The 23892-nt window shown below is 73.1% G+C and carries 24 protein-coding genes; 15 read left to right on the forward strand and 9 right to left on the reverse strand.

From position 1 onward, the window contains the following. Nucleotides 1-15 precede the first annotated feature (15 nt). From Q5762_RS07015 to Q5762_RS07035, 5 genes are all read right to left on the reverse strand, one after another. Nucleotides 16-1251: a styrene monooxygenase/indole monooxygenase family protein gene (locus Q5762_RS07015; RefSeq protein WP_315891108.1), complete on the reverse strand. Its 1236-nt coding sequence runs from the start codon at nucleotides 1249-1251 to the stop codon at nucleotides 16-18. A gap of 83 nt (nucleotides 1252-1334) precedes the next feature. After that, the gene (locus Q5762_RS07020) at nucleotides 1335-2042 is read right to left on the reverse strand and encodes an ATP/GTP-binding protein (RefSeq protein WP_315891109.1); all 708 of its coding nucleotides are present in this window, start codon (nucleotides 2040-2042) and stop codon (nucleotides 1335-1337) included. Beyond that, nucleotides 2023-2442, reverse strand: coding sequence for a DUF742 domain-containing protein (locus Q5762_RS07025; RefSeq protein WP_315891110.1), 420 nt, complete (start codon nucleotides 2440-2442; stop codon nucleotides 2023-2025). Before Q5762_RS07025 ends, Q5762_RS07020 begins: the two co-directional genes overlap by 20 nt. Next, nucleotides 2439-2951: a roadblock/LC7 domain-containing protein gene (locus Q5762_RS07030; RefSeq protein ID WP_315891111.1), complete on the reverse strand. Its 513-nt coding sequence runs from the start codon at nucleotides 2949-2951 to the stop codon at nucleotides 2439-2441. Before Q5762_RS07030 ends, Q5762_RS07025 begins: the two co-directional genes overlap by 4 nt. Next, nucleotides 2948-5860: a nitrate- and nitrite sensing domain-containing protein gene (locus Q5762_RS07035; RefSeq protein WP_315891112.1), complete on the reverse strand. Its 2913-nt coding sequence runs from the start codon at nucleotides 5858-5860 to the stop codon at nucleotides 2948-2950. Before Q5762_RS07035 ends, Q5762_RS07030 begins: the two co-directional genes overlap by 4 nt. A gap of 376 nt (nucleotides 5861-6236) precedes the next feature. Between Q5762_RS07035 and Q5762_RS07040 the strand changes: the two genes are divergently transcribed. Continuing rightward, a complete protein-coding gene (locus tag Q5762_RS07040) occupies nucleotides 6237-7010 on the forward strand; it encodes a hypothetical protein (RefSeq protein ID WP_315891113.1) in 774 nt (257 codons plus the stop codon). A 68-nt stretch (nucleotides 7011-7078) separates the two neighbouring features. Here Q5762_RS07040 and Q5762_RS07045 read toward each other — a convergent pair whose 3' ends face one another. Continuing rightward, complete coding sequence (locus Q5762_RS07045; RefSeq protein WP_315891114.1) at nucleotides 7079-7573, reverse strand: MarR family transcriptional regulator; 495 nt, start codon at nucleotides 7571-7573, stop codon at nucleotides 7079-7081. Between the two features lie 210 nt (nucleotides 7574-7783). Here Q5762_RS07045 and Q5762_RS07050 point away from each other — a divergent pair, with 210 nt between their 5' ends. Together Q5762_RS07050 and Q5762_RS07055 are read left to right on the forward strand one after the other, a co-directional pair. After that, nucleotides 7784-8611, forward strand: a complete 828-nt coding sequence (locus tag Q5762_RS07050) for a lysozyme (RefSeq protein WP_315891115.1) — start codon at nucleotides 7784-7786, stop codon at nucleotides 8609-8611. Nucleotides 8612-8812: 201 nt separating this feature from the next. Continuing rightward, nucleotides 8813-9673 (forward strand): lytic polysaccharide monooxygenase, encoded by an 861-nt coding sequence (locus tag Q5762_RS07055; protein WP_315891116.1) that lies wholly within the window; start codon nucleotides 8813-8815, stop codon nucleotides 9671-9673. Between the two features lie 313 nt (nucleotides 9674-9986). On the opposite strand, the gene Q5762_RS07060 is transcribed toward Q5762_RS07055, so the two are convergent. From Q5762_RS07060 to lon, 3 genes are all read right to left on the reverse strand, one after another. Further along, nucleotides 9987-10358: a hypothetical protein gene (locus Q5762_RS07060; protein ID WP_315891117.1), complete on the reverse strand. Its 372-nt coding sequence runs from the start codon at nucleotides 10356-10358 to the stop codon at nucleotides 9987-9989. 206 nt (nucleotides 10359-10564) lie between these two features. Continuing rightward, complete coding sequence (locus tag Q5762_RS07065; protein ID WP_315891501.1) at nucleotides 10565-11194, reverse strand: DUF5701 family protein; 630 nt, start codon at nucleotides 11192-11194, stop codon at nucleotides 10565-10567. 542 nt (nucleotides 11195-11736) lie between these two features. Continuing rightward, a complete protein-coding gene (gene lon / locus Q5762_RS07070) occupies nucleotides 11737-14145 on the reverse strand; it encodes an endopeptidase La (protein WP_315891118.1) in 2409 nt (802 codons plus the stop codon). A gap of 131 nt (nucleotides 14146-14276) precedes the next feature. Between lon and Q5762_RS07075 the strand changes: the two genes are divergently transcribed. From Q5762_RS07075 to Q5762_RS07130, 12 genes are all read left to right on the forward strand, one after another. Then, nucleotides 14277-14912, forward strand: a complete 636-nt coding sequence (locus Q5762_RS07075) for a GNAT family N-acetyltransferase (protein WP_315891119.1) — start codon at nucleotides 14277-14279, stop codon at nucleotides 14910-14912. A gap of 108 nt (nucleotides 14913-15020) precedes the next feature. Further along, nucleotides 15021-15863: a sigma-70 family RNA polymerase sigma factor gene (locus Q5762_RS07080; protein ID WP_315891120.1), complete on the forward strand. Its 843-nt coding sequence runs from the start codon at nucleotides 15021-15023 to the stop codon at nucleotides 15861-15863. Continuing rightward, nucleotides 15829-16149, forward strand: coding sequence for a zf-HC2 domain-containing protein (locus Q5762_RS07085; RefSeq protein ID WP_315891121.1), 321 nt, complete (start codon nucleotides 15829-15831; stop codon nucleotides 16147-16149). The genes Q5762_RS07080 and Q5762_RS07085 overlap by 35 nt, the downstream gene beginning before the upstream one ends. A gap of 16 nt (nucleotides 16150-16165) precedes the next feature. Then, the gene (locus tag Q5762_RS07090) at nucleotides 16166-16753 is read left to right on the forward strand and encodes a hypothetical protein (protein ID WP_315891122.1); all 588 of its coding nucleotides are present in this window, start codon (nucleotides 16166-16168) and stop codon (nucleotides 16751-16753) included. 62 nt (nucleotides 16754-16815) lie between these two features. Next, nucleotides 16816-17388 (forward strand): RNA polymerase sigma factor, encoded by a 573-nt coding sequence (locus Q5762_RS07095; protein WP_315891123.1) that lies wholly within the window; start codon nucleotides 16816-16818, stop codon nucleotides 17386-17388. Beyond that, entirely contained in the window at nucleotides 17385-18266 is an 882-nt protein-coding gene (locus Q5762_RS07100) for a zf-HC2 domain-containing protein (RefSeq protein ID WP_315891124.1), read from the forward strand. The genes Q5762_RS07095 and Q5762_RS07100 overlap by 4 nt, the downstream gene beginning before the upstream one ends. Then, nucleotides 18263-19105, forward strand: coding sequence for an ABC transporter ATP-binding protein (locus tag Q5762_RS07105; RefSeq protein WP_399494623.1), 843 nt, complete (start codon nucleotides 18263-18265; stop codon nucleotides 19103-19105). The genes Q5762_RS07100 and Q5762_RS07105 overlap by 4 nt, the downstream gene beginning before the upstream one ends. Beyond that, the gene (locus Q5762_RS07110; RefSeq protein WP_315891125.1) at nucleotides 19102-20418 is read left to right on the forward strand and encodes a hypothetical protein; all 1317 of its coding nucleotides are present in this window, start codon (nucleotides 19102-19104) and stop codon (nucleotides 20416-20418) included. The genes Q5762_RS07105 and Q5762_RS07110 overlap by 4 nt, the downstream gene beginning before the upstream one ends. Beyond that, complete coding sequence (locus tag Q5762_RS07115; RefSeq protein WP_315891126.1) at nucleotides 20415-21017, forward strand: hypothetical protein; 603 nt, start codon at nucleotides 20415-20417, stop codon at nucleotides 21015-21017. Before Q5762_RS07110 ends, Q5762_RS07115 begins: the two co-directional genes overlap by 4 nt. A gap of 255 nt (nucleotides 21018-21272) precedes the next feature. Further along, nucleotides 21273-21938 carry a spermidine synthase gene (locus Q5762_RS07120; protein WP_315891127.1) on the forward strand — a complete coding sequence of 222 codons (666 nt, stop codon included), beginning with the start codon at nucleotides 21273-21275 and terminating at the stop codon, nucleotides 21936-21938. 59 nt (nucleotides 21939-21997) lie between these two features. Then, the gene (locus Q5762_RS07125; protein ID WP_315891128.1) at nucleotides 21998-22735 is read left to right on the forward strand and encodes a response regulator transcription factor; all 738 of its coding nucleotides are present in this window, start codon (nucleotides 21998-22000) and stop codon (nucleotides 22733-22735) included. Next, nucleotides 22732-23829, forward strand: coding sequence for a HAMP domain-containing sensor histidine kinase (locus Q5762_RS07130; protein WP_315891129.1), 1098 nt, complete (start codon nucleotides 22732-22734; stop codon nucleotides 23827-23829). Before Q5762_RS07125 ends, Q5762_RS07130 begins: the two co-directional genes overlap by 4 nt. Nucleotides 23830-23892: the final 63 nt, after the last annotated feature.

Genomic DNA, 23892 nt, shown 5'->3' on the forward strand with positions numbered 1-23892 from the left:
GGCTCTCCCCGACCGTCAGGCCCCGGCGACCGACGCCAGGTAGGCATCGGTCTTCTCCGGCTCGTAGAAGAAGTTCTCGAAGTCGGCCGGGTCGTTGAAGCCGTTGGCGAAGCGGTCGGCGACCGGCTGGAGCTGGCCGGCCGCGCCGATCAGGTTCAGGACGTGCTCCGGCGGGACGCCGAGCATCGCGTTCGTCCACTTGGTGACGTGCTGTGCGGTGTTCCAGTACCGGTCGAAGGTGGACCGCATCCAGTCCTCGTCGAAGGGCTTGTCGCCGTTCTCGACGATCGCGGCGAGGTAGGCCGCGGCGCACTTGGCGGCCGAGTTCGAGCCCTGGCCGGTGATCGGGTCGTTGGCGACGACGACGTCGGCGACGCCCAGGGCCAGGCCGCCGCCGGGGAGGCGGCCGATGGGGTTGCGGACGGTCGGGGCGTAGCGGCCCGCCAGGGTGCCGCCCGCGTCGGTCAGCTCGACCTTGGTGGCGCGGGCGTACTCCCAGGGCGTGAACCGCTCCATCAGCTCAAGGGTCAGGGAGAGGTGCTCGGAGGGGTCCTTGACGCCCTGGAAGACGTCGAGCGGGCCGCCGGGTATGCCCTCCCAGAAGAGGATGTCGGCGCGGCCGGAGGTGGTCAGGGTCGGCATCACGAAGAGCTCGCCGACGCCGGGGACCAGGTTGCAGCGGACCGCGTCGAAGTCGGGGTGCTCGGGGCGCGGGCCGAGGCCGTGGACGTACGCGACGGCCAGCGCGCGCTGCGGCTCGGCGTACGGGGAACGGGCGGCGTCCCGGCCGAACATGGAGACCAGCTCGCCCTTGCCCGCGGAGACGAGCACCAGGTCGTACGTACGGGAGAAGTAGTCCAGGTCGGAGACGGCCGCGCCGTGGATGACGAGCTGGCCGCCGCGCTGGGCGAAGGTCTCCATCCAGCCGGCCATCTTCACGCGCTGGTCGACGGACTGCGCGTAGCCGTCGAGCTTCCCGACCCAGTCGATCGGGCGGGACGCGTCCGGGGCGGCGACGGAGACGCCGAGGCCCTCGATCCTCGGGGCCTGGGACTCCCAGAAGTTGATGCCGAGGTCGCGCTCGTGCTGGAGCGCGGTGTCGAACATGCACTGGGTGGACATGACCCGGCCGGACCGGATCTCGTCCGCCGTGCGGTTGGACATGAGGGTGACCTCGTACCCCTGCGACTGGAGTCCGAGGGCGAGCTGGAGACCGGACTGGCCGGCTCCGACGATGAGTATCTTCCGCATGGCGGGCGTTCCTAACGAGTCGTTCAGGCTGTTCGGGTGCGGCGGCAGCCTGTTCGGGGGGCGGGCCTATTCGGGGGGCAGGCCTATTCGGGGGCGGCTTCGAGCGCGTGCGCGACCGTCGCGAGCAGGGTCTCCACGACGCTGTACCGCTTGCGCGCGTCCATGATCACGACGGGTACGTCCGGGGGCACGGTGAGCGCCTCGCGGACGTCCTCGGGCTCGAACCGCTCGGTGCCCTCGAAGTGGTTGACGGCGACGACGTACGGCAGCCCGCAGCTCTCGAAGTAGTCGAGTGCGGGCCAGCAGTCGGTCAGCCGGCGGGTGTCGGCGAGCACGATCGCGCCGATCGCGCCGCGCACCAGGTCGTCCCACATGAACCAGAAGCGCTGCTGGCCGGGCGTGCCGAAGACGTACAGGACGAGGTCGTCGTCCAGGGTTATCCGGCCGAAGTCCATCGCCACGGTCGTGGTGAGCTTGTCGGGCGTCGCGGTGATGTCGTCGGTGTCCTCGCCGGCCTGGGTCATCAGGGCCTCGGTCTGGAGCGGGGTGATCTCCGAGACGGCCCGGACGAAGGTCGTCTTGCCGACCCCGAAGCCGCCGGCGACCACGACCTTCGTCGCGATGGGGGCGCGGGTGTGGTCGAGCTGCCAGTCCTGCGCGCCCTCTTCGGTGCCCGTTTCGTGGCGTTCGGGCTGGGCTTCGGGCTGGGCTGGGATTCCGGCGAGGGCCGGGGCAGCCGCTTCGGAGACGGCGGCTGCGGAGACGGCGGCTTCAGAGACGGCGGAGTCCACTCAGCACCCTTTCGAGGAGCGCGCGGTCGGGCTGGCCGGTGCCGTGACCGGTCCCGTACACACGGATCTTTCCCTGGTCGGCCAAGTCGCTGAGCAGCACTCGGACGACACCCAACGGCATCTTCAGGAGCGCCGAGATTTCCGCGACGGTACGCATCCGGCGGCAGATTTCGACGATGGCCCGCATCTCGGGCATGAGGCCCCGGGCGGCCGGCCCGCCATCGGTCAGGACCTTCCTCCCGGGCGCCGCCTCCAGGGCGGCGACGAAGGTCTCGACGAGCAGGACGTGGCCGAAGCGGGTGCGGCCGCCGGTGAGCGAGTACGGGCGTACGCGCGCGGGGCGGCGCCCCTCACCCCGTACCGGCAGCCTGACGGGGTGGGCGGTCGACACGGACGTCACTGGGCGCTCTCCATCGATTTGCGCAGCTCGCTGCGGAGTTCGGGGGTGAGGACGTGTCCGGCGCGGCCGACGAAGAGGGCCATGTGGTACGCGACGACGCTCATGTCGCAGTCGGGTTCGGCGTGCACGCCGAGCAGCGAGCCGTCGCTGATGGACATGACGAAGACACTGCCCTCCTCCATGGCCACCATCGTCTGCTTGACGCCGCCGCCGTCCATCAGCCGCGCGGCGCCGATGGTGAGGCTGGCGATGCCCGAGACGATCGTGGCGAGGTCGGCGCTGGAGCCCCGGGGGCCGGTCGCCCGGTCCTCGGCGGGGGTGGCGTCCTGGGCCGCCGGGTCGGACGACAGCAGCAGCAGTCCGTCGGAGGAGACGACGGCGACCGAGCGGACCCCGGGCACCTCCTCGACGAGGTTGCCCAGCAGCCAGTGCAGGTTGCGGGCTTCCGTGCTCGGTCCGAACGTTCCGGTCTCAGGTGTGCCGGTCTCAGATGTTCCGGTCGCGGTCAACCGCGTGCCTCCTCGACTGTCTCCCCCGTCTTCTCCTCGGTACGTGCTTCGATCTCGGCCTCGACGTCCTTACGGCCCTCCTCTGCTCCTCGGTGGAAGCCGCCGAGCCTGCGGCGCAGGGCCTCCGGGTCCACGCCACCGGAGCGCGCGGCGGGCATGTCCGCCCCGGTCTGCCGGACGACCTTCGGGGTCCGCTTGGGGAGCCCCTTGTCGGTGACGCGGGGGGCGGCGGCCGACGGCTGCGGCTCGCCCTCCTCGCGCGCACGCTCGTGCGCGTCGGGCTCGGGGGGCGGGTCGGGCAGCCGGACCTGAAGGGTGGTCTCGGCGGGGGAAGGCTGGGGGGCGGCGGGGGCCTCCGCGGCCGCGGGGGCCTCGGGGGCGGGGTCCACGAACTCCGGGCCGGACTCCGGATTTTGGATATCGGATCCATGATCCTGGACATTGGATCCAATATCCGCTATCTCGGATCCACCATCCGATTCCCGCTCGGGCGTCGGATCCACCGCGGATTCCTCGGCGGCCTGTTCCTCCACCGTGGCCGCCGCCTCCGCCGCCTCCGCCTCCGCCGCCTCCGTCACCGCCGCCTCGATGGCGCGTTCCGCGGCCTCCACGAGGGGGTCGCGGGTGCGGGAGGGCAGGGTGTTGGAGTTGGCCTCGGCGACGGAGCCCGGGAGGTTCAGCGTGGGCGCGGCGCCCGCGACCGGGACGGCCGGCGGGCCCGCGGTCGGCGGCGCGTCCGGGAGCAGCGGCAGCGGGAGGACGACGACCGCCGTGATGCCGCCCTGTTTCTGCGCGCGCAGCTCCACCCGTACGCCGTGGCGGGCGGCGAGCAGCGCGGTGACGCGGATGCCGAGCCCCTCCCCCTCCACGTCGGCCGGGTCGGCCGAGGCGAGCCGCGCGTTGAGCTCGGCCAGCCGGGACTCGGTCATGCCGATGCCCTCGTCCTGGACGGAGAGCATGACCTCGCCGCTCTCCAGGAGCCACCCGGAGAGCTGGACCTGCGCGTCGGGCGGCGAGAAGGAGGTCGCGTTCTCGAGGAGTTCGGCGATCAGGTGGCTGAGGTCGTCCGCGGCGAACCCGGCGATCTGGGCGTGCGGCGGCAGGGACTGGAGGGTGACCCGCTCGTACCGCTCGATCTCGCTGACGGCGGCGCGCAGCACGTCCACCAGCGGGACGGGACCGGGGTGGCCGTGGACGTGTTCGTGACCGGCGAGGACGAGGAGGTTCTCGCTGTGGCGGCGCATGACGGTCGCCATGTGGTCGAGCTTGAAGAGGGTGGCGAGCCGGTCGGGGTCCTGCTCGCGCTCCTCCAGCTTCTCGATGACGCCGAGCTGCCGCTCCACGAGCCCGAGGCTGCGCAGCGAGAGGTTGACGAAGGTGTGGTGGACACTGTGCCGGAGCCGTTCGAGCTCGGCGGTGAGCACGGCGGTCTGCCCCTGGAGTTCGGCGCGCTGGGCGGCGAGTTCGGCGCCGAGCGCCTCCCGGGCCCCGGCCAGGTCGGCGCGCTCGCTGTCGAGCCGCCCGGCGCGCCGGCCGAGGTCGGCCAGCTTGCCGTGCAGGGTGTTGAGGGACCGTACGACCTGGGCGAACTCGTCGTTGCGGCCGGTGAAGCGGACCGGCTCCTCCGTCTCGGGCTCCGGTGCGGCGGCGAGCCGCGCGGCGCCGATGCGCAGGACGGCGAGGGGGCGGGTGAGGGTGCGGGCGACGAAGGTGGAGATGCCGATCGCGACCAGCAGGAAGCCGCCGAGGTAGGCGATGCGTACTTCGAGGGCGGTGACGTCGTCGTCGCGGAGCTGGGCGAGGCGGTCGACCCGGGTGGCGGCGAGCGAGGACTCCACGCCGCGCATCTGCTCGATGCGGGCGGAGAGCGCGGCGTCCAGCTGCTCGGGGTCGGTCCTGCGCTCGGACTTGGTCAGCTGCGGCTGGTCGGTGAGCTTGGCGAGCAGGCTCTCGGCCTTCTTGACGTCGGGTCCCGCGACCGTGGCGGCGAGGGAGTCCCGGCCGGCGGTGGTGGCGGCCTGGTCGAAGTCGGCGAGGGCGGCCAGTTCGCGGACCCGGGCCTGCTGGGCGGCGGCCGTCAGGGCGTCGCGGGTCCGCTCGGCCTCGTCGGCGCCCTCCGCCTTGGCGGGGACGTAGGTGCCGGTGATCGGGTCGTAGATGACGCCGGTGGACTTCGGCTGGGGTACGGCGAAGGCGGCGAGGAGCAGCCCGCGGGCGGCTGAGGCCTGTTCGACGGCGCGGCCGAGGGCGGCGGGGGCCCGGGTCGCGTCGGCGGCGCGGGCGGGGGTCTGCTCGGCGAGCTCGTCGGCGAGGGCCTGGAGCTTGGCGATGACCTCCGTGTACGCCCGGTGGGCTTCGAGGGCGGTGCCCTTGCCGGTGAGCGCGGTACGGCGGATGGACGGCAGGCCCGCGAGGTCGCGGCGCAGCTCGGCGGGGGCGGCGGGCCGGATCTCGTCGATCTGGCGGTCGACGCGGGTCGAGCGGGTGCTGGTGATCTGCCGCTTGTCGTCGGTGTCGCCCTGCTGCTCGTCGCGGCCCGCGGCGATGTACGCGACGACCTCGTCGCGCTCGTCGGCGAGGGAGTGGGCGAGGGTGACGGCCTGCCGGTCCAGCTCGGCGAGGGTGACCAGGCGCTGGGCGTCGCTCAGTTCGCCGGAGGCGGTGAGGACCGCGGGCGCGCCGGCGGCGAGCACGGTGACTCCGACGAGGGCGACCCCGGCGACGAGGCGGTTACGGACGCGCTTGGGGCGCCCGGTGGGCGCGGGTACGACGGGTACGGATGCGGTGCTCCCGTTTCCGGGTACGGCGCCGGGGCCCGTGGCGTCGCCCGTCGTCTGCGGGTCACCGGGGGCCTGGCTCCGCGTGCCGTTGTTGCTCCGAGGCCGCTTCTTCTGCACCGGTGCTCGCATTCTCGACTCGTCCGCCCATGAAGCAGAGGTGACGACCGGTCACGTGTTTAGAGCGCCCCCACCCCTGGTACGGCTTCCGACCATTCCAGCGCTTCTGGGAAGGGGACGCGCATCGGCCGCTCCGCCACCCGAACGAGTGAACAACACTCCTGAGTTGGCGAACAACTTCGCGCGGGCCCGTCCGCGCGGCCGTGCGGGGCGCCGGTTGGATCTTCCGCTCGGGCTTTGGCAAGATGCCCGCCCGCAGCTCGACGGAGGCTCAGCTTCCGCCTCTCGTACGGCCCTCGAAGGCCTGGTACAGGCCAATTTCGGCCATTGGGAGGTGCTGTGAAGGCGCCATGCGGCCACCGACGACGTCGGGGGCAGACTGGGGATCATGCGCACCGAGGTCGTCACTCTTCCCGGCAGTCCCGAACGCCCCAACGAGGACTGGGCGGCCACCGCTCTACCCGCGTCCGGCGGGGGCGGGACGGTCGTGGTGCTCGACGGGGTGACACCGCCGGCCGGTGATGACGGTTGTGTGCACGACGTGCCCTGGTTCACCGCCCGCCTCGGCGGCGCCCTGACCGAACTGTCCGCTTCGCGGCGCGACATGACGCTGCCCGGGATTCTGGCCGAGGCAATCCGGCGCACCGCAAACGCCCACCGCGATACCTGTGACCTTTCTCACGTACGTACTCCCCAGGCAACCGTCGTGATGGCCCGCTGGGACGCGACGGACGTGGAGCACCTGGTGCTGTCCGACTCCGTACTGCTCCTGGAGGCGCCGGACGGGGCGGTGCGGGCCGTGCTCGACGACCGGCTTGACCGGATCCCGGCCGAGGTCCGCCGCTCCCTGGCGGCCACGGACCGGCTACGGAACCAGGAGGGCGGCTTCTTCACGGCGGCGGCGGACCCGGAGGTGGCGCGGCGGGCGGTGACCGGGACGACGCCCCGGTCGGAGGTACGGGCCCTGGCGGCGCTCACGGACGGGGCGTCGCGCTGGGTGGAGCTGTTCGGGGCGGGCGACTGGACGGACTGCTTCGCGGTGCTGGCCGAGGAAGGCGCGCACGGACTGCTTGCCCGGGTCCGCGCGCTGGAGGAGTCCGGCGCCGCCGCCCACCGCTGGAAGCGCCACGACGACGCGACGGCGGTCCACGCGCTTCTCTGAGGGGGCCGAGGGGGCTGAGGGCTGAGGGGGCCTGAGGAGGGGTCTCCTCCGAGGAGCCCCCGAAGGCCTCAGCCCTCCGCGCGCGCGTTCAGCTGGTGGAGCAGGCGGGCCAGTTCGGCGACCTCGCCACGGTCCCAGTCGGCGAGCTTGCGGACGTACCGCCCGCGCCGGGCGTCCCGTACCCGCCGGAAGCGGAGCCGCCCCTCCTCGGTGAGCCGGACGAGCGAGGCTCGTCCGTCGGCCGGATCGGGGTCGCGGGCGACGAGCCCGAGGTCCTCCAGGGTGCGGAGTTGGCGGCTCATGGTCGCCTTGCCGACGCCGAAGTAGCCGGCGAGTTCGGTGGCGCGCTGCGGCCCGGTGTCGTCGAGCCGTACGAAGAGGCCGTACGCGGAGGACTCCAGCTCGGGGTGGACCTCGCGGGCCATCTCGCCGGACGACGCGCGGGCGCGGCGCAGAAAGACCGCCAGTTCCCTTTCGAGGGCCAGGAATTCCTGGTCCACACCACTCCCACCGCGAGCCCCGCCGGTGGGTTCGGCTTCACTCCCCGTACCGCTTCCGTGCACGTCAGCACCCCTCGCGCGCTTTCCGGTCGCTGAAAGTTTCTTCCATCCGCGGTCATCACCGCAGCTCTCTCAGTATTTCGCAGGCGTAGACCAACGGCAGCACCCGGGCCCCCTTCCGCCCGGCGGGTCTACGTGCGTAGCGTCGTCGGTGACATGTCCACACCAGGACGGTCGACTCGCTCCCCCCGCCGAGCCTTTCGGAGGCACGCAATGCCCGTGCACAGATCCGGAAAGACCCTCGCCGGCGCCGCGCTCGCGGCCCTGGCCCTGCTCCTGCCCCTCACTCTCGCCGCCCCGGCCGGCGCCGCCGGCACCGACGCCGAGGCCGTTCCCCCGCGCGGCTCCGCCCACATGGGCATGGGCGTCGTCGCCCACGACGGCACCTCCGGCACGCCGGGCACGCCCCGCGCCGCCCAGACGGAGGGCGTCGACGTCTCCAGCCACCAGGGGAACGTGGCCTGGTCGACCCTGTGGAACAGCGGGGTGAAGTGGGCCTACGTCAAGGCGACGGAAGGCACTTACTACAAGAACCCCTACTTCGCGCAGCAGTACAACGGCTCCTACAACGTGGGCATGATCCGCGGCGCGTACCACTTCGCGACCCCGGACACGACGACGGGCGCGGCCCAGGCCGACTACTTCGTGAACAACGGCGGCGGCTGGTCCCGGGACGGCAAGACCCTGCCGGGCGCGCTGGACATCGAGTGGAACCCGTACGGCGCGACCTGTTACGGCAAGTCCCAGTCCGCGATGGTCACCTGGATCCGTGACTTCCTGAACCGCTACAAGGCGCGGACCGGCCGGGACGCGGTCATCTACACGGCGACGAGCTGGTGGACGCAGTGCACCGGCAACTACTCCGGCTTCGGCGCGAGCAACCCGCTGTGGATCGCGCGGTACGCGTCCACGGTCGGCACCCTGCCGGCCGGGTGGCCGTACTACACGATGTGGCAGTACACCTCGACCGGACCGACGGTCGGCGACCACAACCGGTTCAACGGTGACCTCTCGCGCGTGGTGGCACTGGCGAACGGCTGAGCAGGACTCATACGGCGGCCTTCCGGGCGTGCGGCGGCGCACCCGGAAGGCCACGCCCGACTTTCCGTCCTCCCTCCCTCTTGCTCATTGGTATGGACCAATGCGAGGCTCGGACGGGCGCGTACGGACCTCCCCAACTCCCGTACGCGATCCCCTCGTTGCTCGTCCCGTCCGACCCCCACGCGCGAGAGAGAGCCCCGCATGCCGTCGTCGTACCGCCGCACCGCCGCCGCCGTCACCCTGTCCGCCGCCGCACTGATCCCGCTCACCCCGTCGACCGCCGGCGCGCACGGCGCGGTCTTCAACCCGGTGAGCCGGGTGGCTGCCTGCTACGCGGAGGGCCCGGAGACGCCGAAGTCGCAGGTGTGCAAGGACCTGGTCGCCGACTCCGGCACGCAGCCGCTCTACGACTGGAACGAGGTGAACATCGCCAACGCGGACGGTCAGCACCAGGTGGTCATCCCGGACGGCAAGCTCTGCTCGGCCAACCGCGAGAAGTACCGGGCGCTGGACTGGGCCCGGACGGACTGGCCGGCGACGGCGGTGTCGGCGGGCTCCTTCGACTTCAAGGTACGAGTGACCGCGCCGCACCAGGGCACGATGACGGTCTACATCACCAAGCCCGGCTTCGACCCGACCAAGCCGCTGAAGTGGTCGGACCTGGACGCGACCCCGGTGGCCACCTACGCCACGACGCGTACCTCGGCGGACGGCTACTACAACTTCACCGGCAACCTGCCCGCGCGCACCGGCCGCCACATCGTCTACAAGGTCTGGCAGCGCAGCGACAGCCCGGAGGCGTTCTACAGCTGCTCGGACGTCGCCTTCGGCGGTACGGCGTCGGCGGCGTCGGCCCCGAGCGAGGCGAAGATCGCGGCGGGCGCGGACCGCTCCACGGTGAGCCACGCGGGCCACGGCGGCGACGAACACGCCCCGGCCCTGTCCTCCGACACCGCGCAGCCCCCCTCCTCCCCGCTCCCGCTTGCCCTCGCGGGCGCGGGCGCGCTCGCGGCCTTCGGCGCGGGCAGCCTGCTCCTGACGCGGCGCCGGAACGCGTCGTAACGGCGGGCGTCGTCACGGCGTACGGCATGACGGGGCATCGGTGTACGACCTGACGGAAAAGCCTCGCGGCGAGCGGGATTCCGCTCGCCGCGAGGCAGCCGGCGCAGCCGGTCGTCACCTCGCGGAACTTCGCCGTCTCCTCCTCGAACCGCTGTTGCCGGGCGTCGGCGCCTCGGGGTGGTTCGTGCACTCCGGGTAGGCGCAGAGGACGGGGGTCTGACGAACACGCTTGAGGCGGTTGGGGAGTTGTGGGCGTCCCGAGGGGGCGGCGTCAGGAATCGGTAAGGTCCTTCGGATCCCTGCGCGATCACGGCTACCCGCGCAGGGACCGGCCCCGCTGTTCCAGCGCCTCGGACAGGACGCGCACGGCCTTCGGGCCGACACCGTGCATGGCCAGGAGCTCGCGTCCGGTGTGCCGCGCCACCTGGTCCAGCGTCGTCAGCCCCGCACCGAGCAGGGCCCGGGTCGCCGGCCTGCCGATGCCGGCGGGCAGGTCGCCGCCGGTTTCGCCGGCCGGCGCCTCCGCCGTGGCCAGGGCTGCCGCGAGCCGCTTGGGGGCGCGGCTGAACCAGGCGGCCCGGACCAGGGCGTTCAGGTCCTTGCCATTGATGTCGGCCAGGGGTACGCGGAATCCGATCGGCCTGCCCGCCCGGACGAGGCTCTCGCCGGTCGCGTGCGCGGCCACGGCGGCTTCGGCCTCGTCCTACGGCAGGTGCAGCTGTACGTGGCCGTCCTTCGTCACCGAGACGAAGCCCTTGCCCCGTACGGCGAAGGCGGCCATGCCGACGTGCGTGCCCTCCTCGACCTCCGGGAGGGCGCCACCGCGTACGTGCGCAGCTGAGCCAAGGTAGTCATCCGCGCAGTGTTCCAGGATCGATCGACGGTCCGGGCCTAGGCGCTCCGGCCGGTGGTGGAGCCGAAGCCCAGCCAGGTGTGGCGGTTGCCCCACCAGCACCAGCCGACCTTGGGCGCGTCGCGCCGCTCGCGGCCGTCCCGACCGGTGCCGTTGCTGATCCAGATCGCCGGGGTACGGGCGTCCAGGGCGCCGTTCGCCTTGCGGAGCCGGGAGCCGATGGTCATGAAGCAGCGGTTGCGCTCCAGTGCGGCCGGCTCCTGGAGCACCCAGTGGATGCCCTCGGTGAGCAGCAACGGGGTGCGCTCCTCCTTGGTGAGCGCGGGCAGCGCCTCCTCCGGGCTCCAGTTGGACATCTGGTCACCCCGGTCGACCCCGGCGACGAGGTAGAGCGGCGCGTCGGGCACCTCGATGTCGTACGGGGCGAAGTCGTCGACGTCGGGCATGTCGACCACGACGAACCCGGGCTTGTCCTCCCGGCGGAGCAGCGGCGCGAGCGCGGACGCGGGCGCCCGCTCCGGGTGGACGGCGAGCAGCACGTCGGTGCGCTCGGCCCCGGAGCGCTCGGCGAAGGCGCGCAGTTCGTCGGCGGATATCCCGGCGAGCTCGGCCACCCCGAGGTCGACGAGGTGGTCCGCCTGGGCGGAGAGCGACGGCAGTGGGGGCATGGCGGGTTCTCCTCGGTTCACGTTCACGTCGAGAGTGCGGAGCGGTGATGGTGAGGGGGGTGGTGACGCACGGTCGGCGTGCGGCACGAATTGGCTGAGCCGGTGGACGGTCGGCTGCCTCAGACGCCCGCAGAGGATGTCCACCCGCGTCGACTCCCCGTCGAAGGCAGCGGCCCGCCGCGCCTCGTCCAGCTGTCGGCGCTTCCTCTTCGACTGTCCCATCGGCCCCCCAACCTGGTGGCCAGGATACGGATGTCGGCTTCCCCGCTCAAAGCGAGGTGATCTTGTCGGCGCGTGCGCCGGTGATCTCGCCGAGGTATATGCATGGCGGCTTCTCCTCTCGTGAACGCACGGATCGCGCACCCATGCTGCGGGTCCGACCGACCGCGCTCAAGGGCGGAAAGGACACCCGGGGATGAAGAGAGGCTGCCCGGAGGTACTCCGAACACCCGGTGCACGACGAGGAGTGGGGCGTCCCCGCGCGGGGACGCCGCACTCCTCGTACCGACGTGGTTACTGATGTACCCACGTACCGAACCGGCTCACGCCACCGCGCTCACCGACACCTCCGCCGGGGACAGGGCGATCTCCAGGACCTGGCGGACGTCCGTCACCGGGTGGACCTCCAGCTTCTCCAGGATCTCGGCCGGGACGTCGTCCAGGTCCGCCTCGTTCCGCTTCGGGATCACGACCGTCGTGATGCCCGCCCGGTGCGCCGCGAGGAGCTTCTGCTTCAGGCCGCCGATCGGCAGGACCCGCCCGGTCAGCGACACCTCACCGGTCATCGCCACGTCCGTGCGGACCAGCCGCCCGGACAGCAGCGACGCGAGTGCCGTCGTCATCGTGATGCCCGCGCTCGGACCGTCCTTCGGGACCGCGCCCGCCGGGAAGTGGATGTGCGCGCCCCGGTCCTTCAGACCGGTCACGGGCAGCTCCAGCTCCGCGCCGTGCGACCGCAGGAAGGAGAGCGCGATCTGCGCGGACTCCTTCATCACGTCGCCCAGCTGGCCGGTCAGGGTCAGCCCCGCCGCGCCCGTCTCCGGGTCGGCGAGCGACGCCTCCACGAAGAGGACGTCACCGCCCGCGCCGGTGACGGCGAGACCGGTCGCCACGCCGGGTACGGACGTACGGCGCTCCGCCGGGTCCTGGGCGGACTCCGGGATGTGGTGCGGCCGGCCGATCAGCCCGCGCAGATCGTTCACGCCGACCGTGAACGGCAGCTCCCGGTCGCCCAGTTCGTGCTGTGCCGCGACCTTCCGCAGCAGCCGCGCGATGGACCGCTCCAGGTTCCGTACGCCCGCCTCACGGGTGTATTCGCCCGCCAGCTTCCGCAGCGACGCGTCCTCCAGGACGACCTCGCCCGGCTCCAGGCCGGCCCGCTCCAGCTGCCTCGGCAGCAGGTGGTCACGGGCGATGACGACCTTCTCGTCCTCCGTGTACCCGTCGAGCCGCACCAGCTCCATCCGGTCGAGCAGCGCCTCCGGGATGGCCTCCAGGACGTTCGCCGTCGCGAGGAAGACGACGTCGGAGAGGTCGAGTTCGACCTCCAGGTAGTGGTCGCGGAAGGTGTGGTTCTGCGCCGGGTCGAGGACTTCGAGCAGCGCGGCCGCCGGGTCGCCCCGGTAGTCCGAGCCGACCTTGTCGATCTCGTCGAGGAGCACCACCGGGTTCATCGACCCGGCCTCCTTGATGGCCCGTACGATCCGTCCCGGCAGCGCGCCGACGTACGTACGCCGGTGGCCGCGGATCTCCGCCTCGTCCCGTACGCCGCCGAGCGCGACGCGGACGAACTTCCGCCCCATCGCGTGCGCGACGGACTCGCCCAGCGACGTCTTTCCGACACCGGGCGGGCCGACGAGGGCCAGCACCGCGCCGCCGCGCCGGCCGCCGACCACGCCGAGACCGCGCTCGGCGCGCCGCTTGCGCACCGCCAGGTACTCGGTGATCCGCTCCTTCACGTCCTCCAGGCCCGCGTGCTCGGCGTCGAGGACGGCCTTGGCGCCCAGGATGTCGTACTGGTCATCGGTGCGTTCGTTCCACGGCAGTTCGAGGACGGTGTCGAGCCAGGTGCGGATCCAGGAGCCCTCCGGGGACTGGTCGCTGGACCGCTCCAGCTTCTCGACCTCCTTGAGCGCCGCCTCCCGTACGTTCTCGGGCAGGTCGGCGGCCTCGACGCGGGCCCGGTAGTCGTCGGACTCGTCGCCGTCCGTCTCGCCGTTGAGGTCGCGCAGCTCCTTGCGTACGGCGTCCAGCTGGCGCCGCAGCAGGAACTCGCGCTGCTGCTTGTCGACGCCCTCCTGGACGTCCTTCGCGATGGACTCGGCCACGTCCTGCTCGGCCAGGTGCTCGCGCAGCTGGGCGGTGGCGAGCTTGAGGCGGGCGACCGGGTCGGCGGTCTCCAGGAGTTCGACCTTCTGCTCGACGGTGAGGAAGGGTGAGTAGCCGGAGTTGTCGGCGAGCGCGGAGACGCCGTCGATCTGCTGGACACGGTCCACGACCTGCCAGGCGCCGCGCTTCTTCAGCCAGCTGGTGGCCAGCGCCTTGTACTCCTTGACCAGTTCGGCCACCGAGCCGGGCAGCGGGTCGGGCACGGTCTCGTCGACGGCACTGCCCTCGACCCAGAGGGCGGCGCCGGGGCCGGTCGTACCCGCGCCGATCCTGACGCGGCCGAGGCCGCGGATGAGCGCGCCGGGGTCGCCGTCGGACAGCCGGCCGACCTGCTCGACGGTGCCGAGCACACCCGTACCGGCGTACGTGCCGTCGATGCGCGGCACGAGGAGCACCCTGGGCTTTCCGGTGCCGTTCCCGGAACGGGCGGCGGCCTGGGCGGCCTCGACCGCGGCCCGTACGTCGTTGTCGGACAGGTCCAGCGGCACCACCATTCCGGGCAGCACGACCTCGTCGTCGAGCGGCAGCACAGGCAGAGTGAGCGGTGAGGACGTCGCAGCCATGATCTCCCCTTCGGCAGTCAAGTTGAGCTATGTGGACTCAATGCACGTGAGCCTCGGGATGTTCCCCACGGACTGTTCGCCCTGAGCGATCACTCTGGCGCAGGCCGTCGCCTCCACCCTGTAATGAGCACATGGATACTGCGTCTATTACTTCTGCCTGGGTGGCGGGCTGGACCGTCGCGCGGGGCACTTCGCCCGCTGTCGTCGAGCCCTGGGGCTGGCGGATCGACGTCGGCCTGCCGACGCACGTCTTCCGACACGTCCTGCCGGCGCCGGACGCGGTGTCCGTCGGGAAGCTCTGCGCGGAGATCACCGTGCCGGGCGCCTGGCTGAAGGTGATGGCCGGACCGGAGGAGGTCGCGGAATGGATCACTCCGGGGTGGACCGTCCCGGACGACCCCGGCTACATGATGAGCAAGACCCTGGACCCGGGCACGCGCCCGCCGGCACCGGAGGGGTACGCACGGACGACGGAGACCCGGGACGGCGTGATCCGGGTCCGGATCGTGGCGCCGGACGGCACGCTCGCCGCGTGGGGGCGGATCGCCCCGACGGGGGCGACGGCCGTCGCCGACCAGATCGAGACCCACGCCGGCCACCGCCGCCGCGGCCTCGGCTCGAACGTGATGCGCACCCTGGAGGCGGCCGCCGCCCAGGCGGGCGCGACGACGGGCGTCCTCTTCGCCACCCGCGACGGCCTGGCCCTCTACGACAGCCTGGACTGGCGCTACGAGTGCCCGCTGACGGGGATCGTGCGGGAGGCGTAGGGAGCGGGGGTCGGGGCGGCAAGGGCCGGCCGGGGGCGCGCGTGAAACGCGTGTGAGAAGGGGGCGCGGAATTGCAACCTCCGTACCCCTCCCGCGCGTTCAGAGGTCGTGACGACGAGCTTCCCCGGGTGCGGGCAGTGCACCGAGGACGGGTCGGGGGCCGAGGACCGGCCATCCACCGACCGGCCATCCGAGGACCGGCCATCCACCGACCGGCCACCGGCGGACGGGCCGTCCGCCGACCGGCCACCGGCGGACGGGCCCTCCGCCGACGTGCCACCCACCCGCGCGCCGGCCCCGCGCAGGCCGGCCGGCGAGGACGACGCGTGCGACGGGCATCTCGTCCACGCCGTCGCCGAAGGCGACAGGGACGCGCTGTCCCAGCTGTTCACCCGGCACGCCGGCCCCCTCTTCGCCCATCTCCTCAACCGCGGCTTCCCCGCCCAGACCGTCGAGGGCGCCGTCCAGGAGACCTTCCTGACGGTGTGGAAGAGCGCGTCCGGCTTCCACGAGGGCAGCGTTCCCGCCTGGCTGCGGCGGATAGCCCACTGCCGCGCGATCGACCTCGAACGGGCCGCCGGCCGCCAGCGCGCCCTCGCCGACCGGGCGCGCGAGCACACCCCCGCCTGCGCCGGAACGACCCCTTCCGCCGAGGACTGCCTGCTCGCCTCCTCGCCGCGTTACGCGGCCGTCGCCTACGCGCTCGCCGGACTCCCCGCCCCGCAGCGCGAGGTCATCGAGCTGCGCTACCTCCAGCACTACAGCGTCCGCGAGACCGCCGAGCGCCTCGCCGTCCCGGAGGGCACGGTCAAGGCCCGCGCCGCCCGGGGCTGCGCCCGGCTGCGCGAATGGATCGTGGCCGAGCGCGAGGCGGAGGCCCCGGACGGTGCCCACGGAACCGGCGGAGGAGGTGCCCATGACCGCGACAGGGTCCCCCGCCCCCGCCCGTAACCCCCGGGAATCCCCCGCCTCCACCCCCACCCCCACGTCCGAAAGCGGCCCCCGCATGACCGAGCTCTCTCCCCCCGTGACGCCCGTCCCCACCCGGCACCTCCCGGCGCACTGGGTGCAGGCGTACGCGCGCGGGGAGCTCTCCCCCGAGCTCCTCGGCCACGCCGAGGCCCACCTCGACCGGTGCCGGCCGTGCGTCGACGCCGTCGACCTGGCGGTACGCGGCGGCCCGCACGGCCCCCGCCTCGACGCCCTGCACGCGGCCCTGGTCAACCGGATCGGGTGAGGGCATGCTCGGGGTCATGGTGAACGGCGGAGCGGTGAACGTAAGGCGGTACGGGAGGCTCTGGGCCGCCACGGCGGTCCTGGTCCCGGTCCTCGCGGTGGCCGGCTGCGGCGAGCAGGGCCCCCCGTCGACACCCGCCGCGACGGCACCGGCGGCCACCGCGCCGACCGGAACCGCCCCGCCCGCCACCGGCACCGTCCCCGCGCCCCCGGTCCCCACCGGCACGGACGGGACCGTGAAGAACGACCACGAGCCCGGCCCGCGCGAGGTCCTCGTCGAGGTGAACGTGAACGGCGGCCTCGCCGGCGTCCGCAACCAGCTGATCGTCCACTACGACGGCACCTACACCACCCGCTCCGGCACGGAGTCCCCGCGCACCGGCCGCATGACCGCAGCCGAAGTGGCCGAACTCCGCGCGGCGCTGGAGGACCCGGCGTACGAGAAGGTGCCCACGCGACCGACGGGGAAGCCGGTGGCCGACGGCTTCCAGTACGTCCTCACCCACCGCTACCGCGTCGTGGTCACCGCCGACGGCGACCGCCCACCGGCCCTGCAACGCGTCTTCGCCGCCCTCCCCGACGGCGGCCCCCCGACGAGCCCCTGAGTCTCGAAACCGGCGTCGGCGGCCGCGTGAACCGCCGACCGTCCGCCGAGCGATAGAGGGGCGTGAGACTGTTGCGCCCCGAACGGGGAGAAGAGCGGGACGACTCCGCGCTGTTGCGCGCGGTCGCCCGGGGCGACGCCGAGGCGCTGGCGGAGCTGTACGACCGGCACGCGGGGTGGCTGCACGCCCGGCTGGCCCGGCGGTGCGCGGACGAGGAGACCGTACGGGAGGTCCTCCAGGACACCTTCGTCACCGTCTGGCGCTCCGCCGGTTCCCACCGGGGCCGGGGCGAGGCCGGCGGCTGGCTCTGGGTCGTGGCCGCGCGCCGCCTGGTCGACGCCCAGCGCGTCCGGGCTCGCGCCGAACGCGCCGCACCGGAACCGGTCGCCCCCGCCCCCTCGGCCGAGGACCGCGTCCTCACCGGCCTCGAGTACGGAGACGTCGGCGCCGCCCTCGACCGGATCTCGCCCGAGCTGCGCGAGGTGCTGCGGGCCACCGTCGTGGACGGCCTGACCACCCGCGAGACGGCCCGGCTGCTCGGGATACCGGAGGGCACCGTGAAGACCCGGGCGCTACGGGCCCGTCGCGAGCTGCGCGCCGCCCTCGGCCCGCACCCCCTGGGAGGCACCGCATGACCGCGCCGTGGCACGTGAGCGAAGCGCTGGCCGCCCGTTACGCGACGGGTTCGGCGGCCGAGCCCGACGCCTGGTCCCTGGAGAAGCACGTCGAAGTGTGCGGCGGCTGCGCCGCCCGCGTCTCGGCGGCCGTCCGGGCGGGGGAATCGGGTCCGGTCCTCGCCGACGTCCGGGCCGCACTGCTTGAAACGGTCCGCACGGGGGCGGAGCCGCACCGGGGCCCGGCCCACCCGTGGCCGGCCGGGCCGCACCGGCGCATGGGCGCGTCCCGCTGGGCGCGGGTGCTCTGGGCCGCGGGCCCCGCGCTGCGAGGGGCGTGGCTGGTGGCGGTGTTCGTCGTGGTCGCCGCGGCGATGGGGCTCGCGTACGGAGCGGGCTTCCGGGGGGCGCGGCCGGTGCTGCTCGCGGTCGCCCCGGTGCTGCCGCTGGTCGGGGTGGCGGTCTCGTACGGACGTCACGCCGACCCGATGTACGAGATCGGGGTGGCGACGCCCTCCGGTGGGCTGCGCCTGCTGCTCACCCGGGCGGCGGCCGTCCTCGGGGTCTGCGTACCGGTGCTGACCGCGGCCGGGGCCCTGCTGCCGCCGGTCACCGGCGTACCGGGGGCCGCCGCCTGGCTGCTGCCCGGGCTCGCGCTGACGCTGGCGGCCCTGGCCCTCGGCTCGTTCGTGGGGTGCCGGGCGGCCGCCCTCACGCTGACCGGCGGCTGGCTGCTCGCCGTGGCCGGTCCTGTGCTCGGGCGGCCCGGGGCCACGACCGGGCTGGCCCAGTACCTCGCGGGCCCCGCCGCGCAAGGCGGTTGGGCCGCCGCCGCCGTCGCCTGCGCGGGCCTGCTGGCCCTGCGCCGCCGTTCCTTCGACCATCTGGAGACCCGGTGACCACCCGGACCACGCCGAGCACACACCGTACGCCGGGTGCCTCGGCGACCACCGTCACGGCGAGCGGTCTGACCGTCCGGCACCGCCGGACCGTCGCGCTCGACCGCCTCGACCTGACCCTCGGCCCCGGCGTCCACGGACTGCTCGGCCCGAACGGCGCCGGGAAGACCTCCCTGATCCGCGTCCTCGCGACCGTGGCCGCCCCGTCGGACGGCCGGGTGGAACTCCTCGGCAGGGACGCCGCGGCCCACCGCGAGCGGTCCGAGATCCGCCGCCGACTGGGCTACCTGCCCCAGGAGTTCGGGTACTACCCGGGCTTCACGGTCCGTGAGTTCGTGGCGTACGTGGCCTGGCTCAAGGAGATGCCCGCGGACCACGCACCCGCCGCCGTGGAGCGTGCCGTGGAGCGGGTGGGCCTGACCGACCGGGTCGACGCCCGGCTGAAGACCCTGTCCGGGGGCATGGTCCGGCGGGCGGGGATCGCCCAGGCGATCGTGAACGAACCGGAGTTGCTCCTCCTCGACGAGCCGACTGCGGGCCTCGACCCCGAGCAGCGGGTCGAGTTCCGGACGCTCCTCAAGGAGATCGGCGCGTCGTCCACGGTGATCGTCTCCACCCACCTGGTGGAGGACGTGGCGGCGGCCTGCTCGGAGGTCACGCTGATCGAGTCGGGCCGTATCGCCTTCCGGGGCACGACCGCGGAACTGACCGCCCTCGGCGAGGAGTCGGCGGGCTCGGGACAGGCCGGGGACGCCGGCAACGCGATCGAACGCGGCTACACGTCGGCGCTCCGCGCCCACCGTGCGCCGTCGGCCGACTCCACCGGGGGCCTCCGGTGACCGCGACCGCCACCCCGCCCCGCGAGGCCGTCGGCCCGCCCCGCACCTCCGTCCTCCGCGCCGAGCTGCGACGGGGCGCCGGGCCCTGGGTCGGCGCCGCCGTCGCGGTCACGATCCTCGTGACGATGTACGGCAAGGCACCCGACTGGCAGTCGCGCTGGACCGACGCCACGGACACCCTGCACGTCGCCACCGGGCTGCTCGCCGGCCCGCTCGCGCTCGCCGCCGGCTGCTGGCAGGGCGGCCGGGAGCGGCGCCGCGGGACGCTGGAGCTGCTGCGTTCCGTCCCGCGCGGCCGGCTGCGCCGTACGCTGCTCGCCGTCGCGCCCTCCGCGCTCTGGCCGGCCGCCGGACAGCTGCTCGCCACGGCGGTGTGTCTGCTCGCGACCTGGCCGTACGTCGGTGGCGGCCGGCCGTACCTCGAACTCGTCGCGGCCGACGCGGTCGCGCTCGCCGCCCTCGGCACGCTCGGCCATCTCGTCGGCCTGCTGGTGCCGTGGCGGTTGACGGCACCGCTGCTCGCGGTGGCCGGGTATGCCGGGCTCGGGATCGGCGCGTACACGGAGAGCGCCGCGCGCTGGCTCAGTCCGGCCGCCGAGCACTCCTCCCCCTGGGACGAGCCCGTGTGGTGGTTCGCCCCGGCCTCGGCCGTCTGGACCGGCGGTCTCGCCCTGGCGGCCCTCCTCGCGTACGCCGCCCGCCCCGCGCGGCTGCGGCTGCTCGCCCTGCTTCCGCTCGCCGCCGCGGTCGCCGCGGCCGTGCCGGTCCTCCGGCTGCCCGACGAGGGGCCGTGGCGCCCGGACCACGAGGCGAGCCGCCCGGTCTGCGACTCCGGAACACCCCAGGTCTGCGTACCGGCCCTGGACCGCGGACTGCTGCCGGACATCTCCCGCACGCTCGCGCCGCTCAACGAGCGGCTGCGCGGGCTGCCGGGCGCCCCCGTGCGCTGGGTCGGCGGCCCGAACGGCCCCGGCGCGGGGGAGACCGAACTGCCGGACCCGTCGCTGGACGCGGTACGGGGCCGGCTCCGGAACCCTGACCTGTACCTCAACTCGGCCGTCCAGTGGCTCTTCTCCGAGACCTGCCGTTCCGAGGACTTCGCAGGTCCGGAGGTCGAACGGCTCGGCGAAGTCCATCTCGCCGTGTCGGAGTGGCTGGCGCCGACGCCGGAGGGCTACGGAGTCCCCGTCGGCCCGTCCACAGAACGCCATCTCGACGCCCTGCGCGCCAAGTCCCCGGCCGCCCAACGGGATTACCTCGCCCGCTACCTGGCCGCGGACCGCTGCCGCCCCGAGGAGGTGCCGATCCCATGAGCGGCCTCGCCCTCTACGCCCGCTCGCGTACGCTCCCCGGCGCCGTCGCCGCCCTGCTCGGCACGGCGGCCGCGGCCGCCTGGTCCGCGTCCTGGCTGCAGTCGGGCTTCGACCACGCCGGCCGCGCGCCGGTCGTCGTCCTCGGCCCGCTGCTGGCCGCGTCGACGATCGGGACGAGCCTGTACGCGGCGAGCGACGAGCTGGACCGTACGGCGACCCGCCCATGGCCCCCGCGTCGCCTCGCGCACCTGCTCGCCCTGACCGCCCTGGCCGTCGCCCTGCTGGCACTCGCGGTGCCGGGTCACCCGGAGGAGTTCGGTGCGCCGGCGATCGTCCGAAACACCCTGGGCTCGGTGGGTGTGACGGCCGCGGCGGCGGCGCTGTTCGGCGCCCGGCCGAGCTGGCTGCCGATGACGGCGTACGTCGGCTCGGTCTACGTGGCGGCGCCGCCCGAACCGGGGGGAACGGCCGCACTGTGGGCCTGGCCGATGCAGCCGGGCCCGCAACCGGGCGCCTGGGCGGTCGCGCTGGGCGCGTTCGCCGGCGGCACGGCGCTCTACACCTGGCGCGGCGCCCGTCACCCCGTACGGAACGGGTGACCGGATCCAACACATTGGATCCAACGCATCGGATCCAATAGATCGGATCCAATATCCAGACCATCGGAGCCAGTACCCAAGATCCACGATCCACGATCCACGATCCAGGATCCGATCCACTGGATCCACGAACTTGGATATTGGATATTGGATCCATGATTGGATCCATCGGATCCAATATCCCGTTTGTCCCGGCCCCGCCCGCCCCGCCAGGATGGCCCGACAGTCGTCTGCCGAGACCGGGAGTGAGCGAACATGTCCAGCCCCGTCACCCTCGACCGCCGCGAAGGCCCGTACGGAGAAGTCGTGCTGCGGCGGCGCGACGAGCATTTCGAGATCATCGCCAACGGGACCTTCCTGATGGACACCTCCGACGGGCGCTCGGAGCGGCTGCTCGTCGACGCCGCGATGAGCGCGCTCGACGGGCGGGCCGGGGCCGGTGTCCTCATCGGCGGCCTCGGGGTCGGATTCTCCCTCGCCCATGCCGCCGCCGACCCCCGCTGGGGCCGGATCGCGGTGGTCGAACGCGAGCAGGCGATCATCGAATGGCACCGCGAGGGTCCACTCTCGGCCATCTCGGGAGCGGCGTTGGCCGATCCGCGCAACGTGATCCTGCACACGGACCTGGTCGAGTACGTGCACAGCTCCCCCGACACGTACGACGCACTCTGTCTGGACATCGACAACGGCCCCGACTGGACGGTCACGGAGGACAACCAAAACCTGTACTCCGCCAAGGGATTGGCGGCCTGCGCCAGGTGCCTGAATCCGGGCGGAATCCTCGCCGTATGGTCGGCCCAGCCGTCCGCCGATTTCGAAGAGTCCTTGCGGAATGCCGGATTCAGCGGGGTACGGACGGAAGAGATCCCCGTTGCCCGGGGCGTCCCTGACGTGGTGCACCTCGGCATCAGGCCTGCGTAGCCGGGACGCGGCAAGTGCCTCTAGGCTGCTGGCCGACACCAGCGATGCGAGGCGGGGCAATGGAGCAGACACACACCACTCACCACGGTGCGGCGGCCACTCCGGGTGCGCAGCGGCGGGTGCTGGTCGTCGAGGACGACACGACGATCGTGGATGCGATCTCCGCCCGGCTGCGGGCGGAAGGATTCCTCGTCCAGACGGCGACGGACGGTCCGGCGGCGGTCGACGCCGCCGAGGCCTGGCAGCCGGACCTCATGGTGCTCGACGTGATGCTGCCCGGCTTCGACGGCCTGGAGGTCTGCCGCCGGGTCCAGGCCCAGCGTCCCGTCCCGGTCCTGATGCTCACCGCGCGGGACGACGAGACGGACATGCTGGTGGGCCTCGGCGTCGGCGCCGACGACTACATGACCAAGCCGTTCTCGATGCGTGAGCTGGCCGCGCGCGTGCACGTGCTGCTGCGCCGGGTGGAACGCGCCGCGCTCGCGGCCGTCACCCCGCGCAGCGGGATCCTGCGCCTCGGCGAGCTGGAGATCGACCACGCGCAGCGCCGGGTCCGCGTCCGCAACGACGACGTGCACCTGACGCCGACCGAGTTCGACCTGCTGGTCTGCCTGGCGAACACCCCGCGCGCCGTCCTCTCCCGCGAGCAGCTGCTCGCCGAGGTCTGGGACTGGGCGGACGCCTCCGGCACGCGGACGGTGGACAGCCACATCAAGGCGCTGCGCCGGAAGATCGGGGCCGAGCGGATCCGTACGGTCCACGGCGTCGGCTACGCGCTGGAGACGCCGGCGTCATGAGCCGCCGGGGGCAGCGCCCCGAGCCCCGGAGGAGGCGCCGGATCGTGATCTCGATCAAGACCAAGCTGGGCACGCTGGTCGTCGGGGCGGTCCTGCTGACCTCGGGGCTCGCGCTGGTGGCGATCCGGACCTCCACGGAGTTCCGGTACATCACGATCTTCGCGATGATCGCGACGCTGCTGATCACCCAGTTCGTGGCGCAGTCCCTGACGGCGCCGCTGGACGAGATGAACACGGTGGCCGGGTCGATCTCGCACGGGGACTTCAGCCGGCGGGTGCGCGGCGCGGACCGCCGCGACGAGCTGGGCGACCTCGCCTCCACGATCAACCGCATGGCGGACGACCTGGAGTCGGTCGACCGGCACCGCAAGGAGCTGGTGGCGAATGTCTCGCACGAGCTGCGCACCCCCATCGCCGCCCTCCGCGCCGTCCTGGAGAACGTCGTGGACGGCATCTCGGAAGCCGATCCGGAGACCATGCGGACGGCCCTGAAGCAGACCGAGCGGCTCGGGCGGCTGGTGGAGACCCTGCTCGACCTGTCACGGCTCGACAACGGTGTCGTCACGCTCAAGGCACGACGCTTCGAAGTCTGGCCGTACCTCTCGGGCGTGCTCCGCGAGGCGAATCTGGCCGCCTCGCAGCGCGGCCTGTCCTCCACGTCCGGGCTGCACAACCGTACGGACGTCCATCTGCACCTCGACGTGTCGCCGCCCGAGCTGACCGCGCACGCGGACGCCGAGCGGCTGCACCAGGTGATGGCGAACCTGATCGACAACGCGGTGAAGCACTCGCCGCCGCACGGCCGGGTGACCGTACGGGCGCGGCGCGGGGACTGGGCGGACTCGCTGGCCCTTGAGGTCGAGGACGAGGGCCCGGGCATCCCGGAGGCGCTGCGGCACATGGTCTTCGAGCGGTTCAACCGGGGACAGGTGCCGGCCCAGTCCGGTCCGGGCAGCGACGGCGGTACGGGTCTGGGGCTCGCGATCGCCCGCTGGGCGGTGGATCTGCACGGCGGCGAGATCGGAGTGGCCGAATCGTCACGTGGCTGCCGAATCCAGGTCACTCTTCCGGGCAGCCTTCCGGCGCGGGATTGACGTAGGGTCGAACCGGAAGAACATGTTCTGCGTGGTCCTGTGTAGGAACACGATCAGTACGTG

Source organism: Streptomyces sp. P9(2023) (assembly GCF_032436795.1).
Classification (GTDB): Bacteria; Actinomycetota; Actinomycetes; order Streptomycetales; family Streptomycetaceae; genus Streptomyces.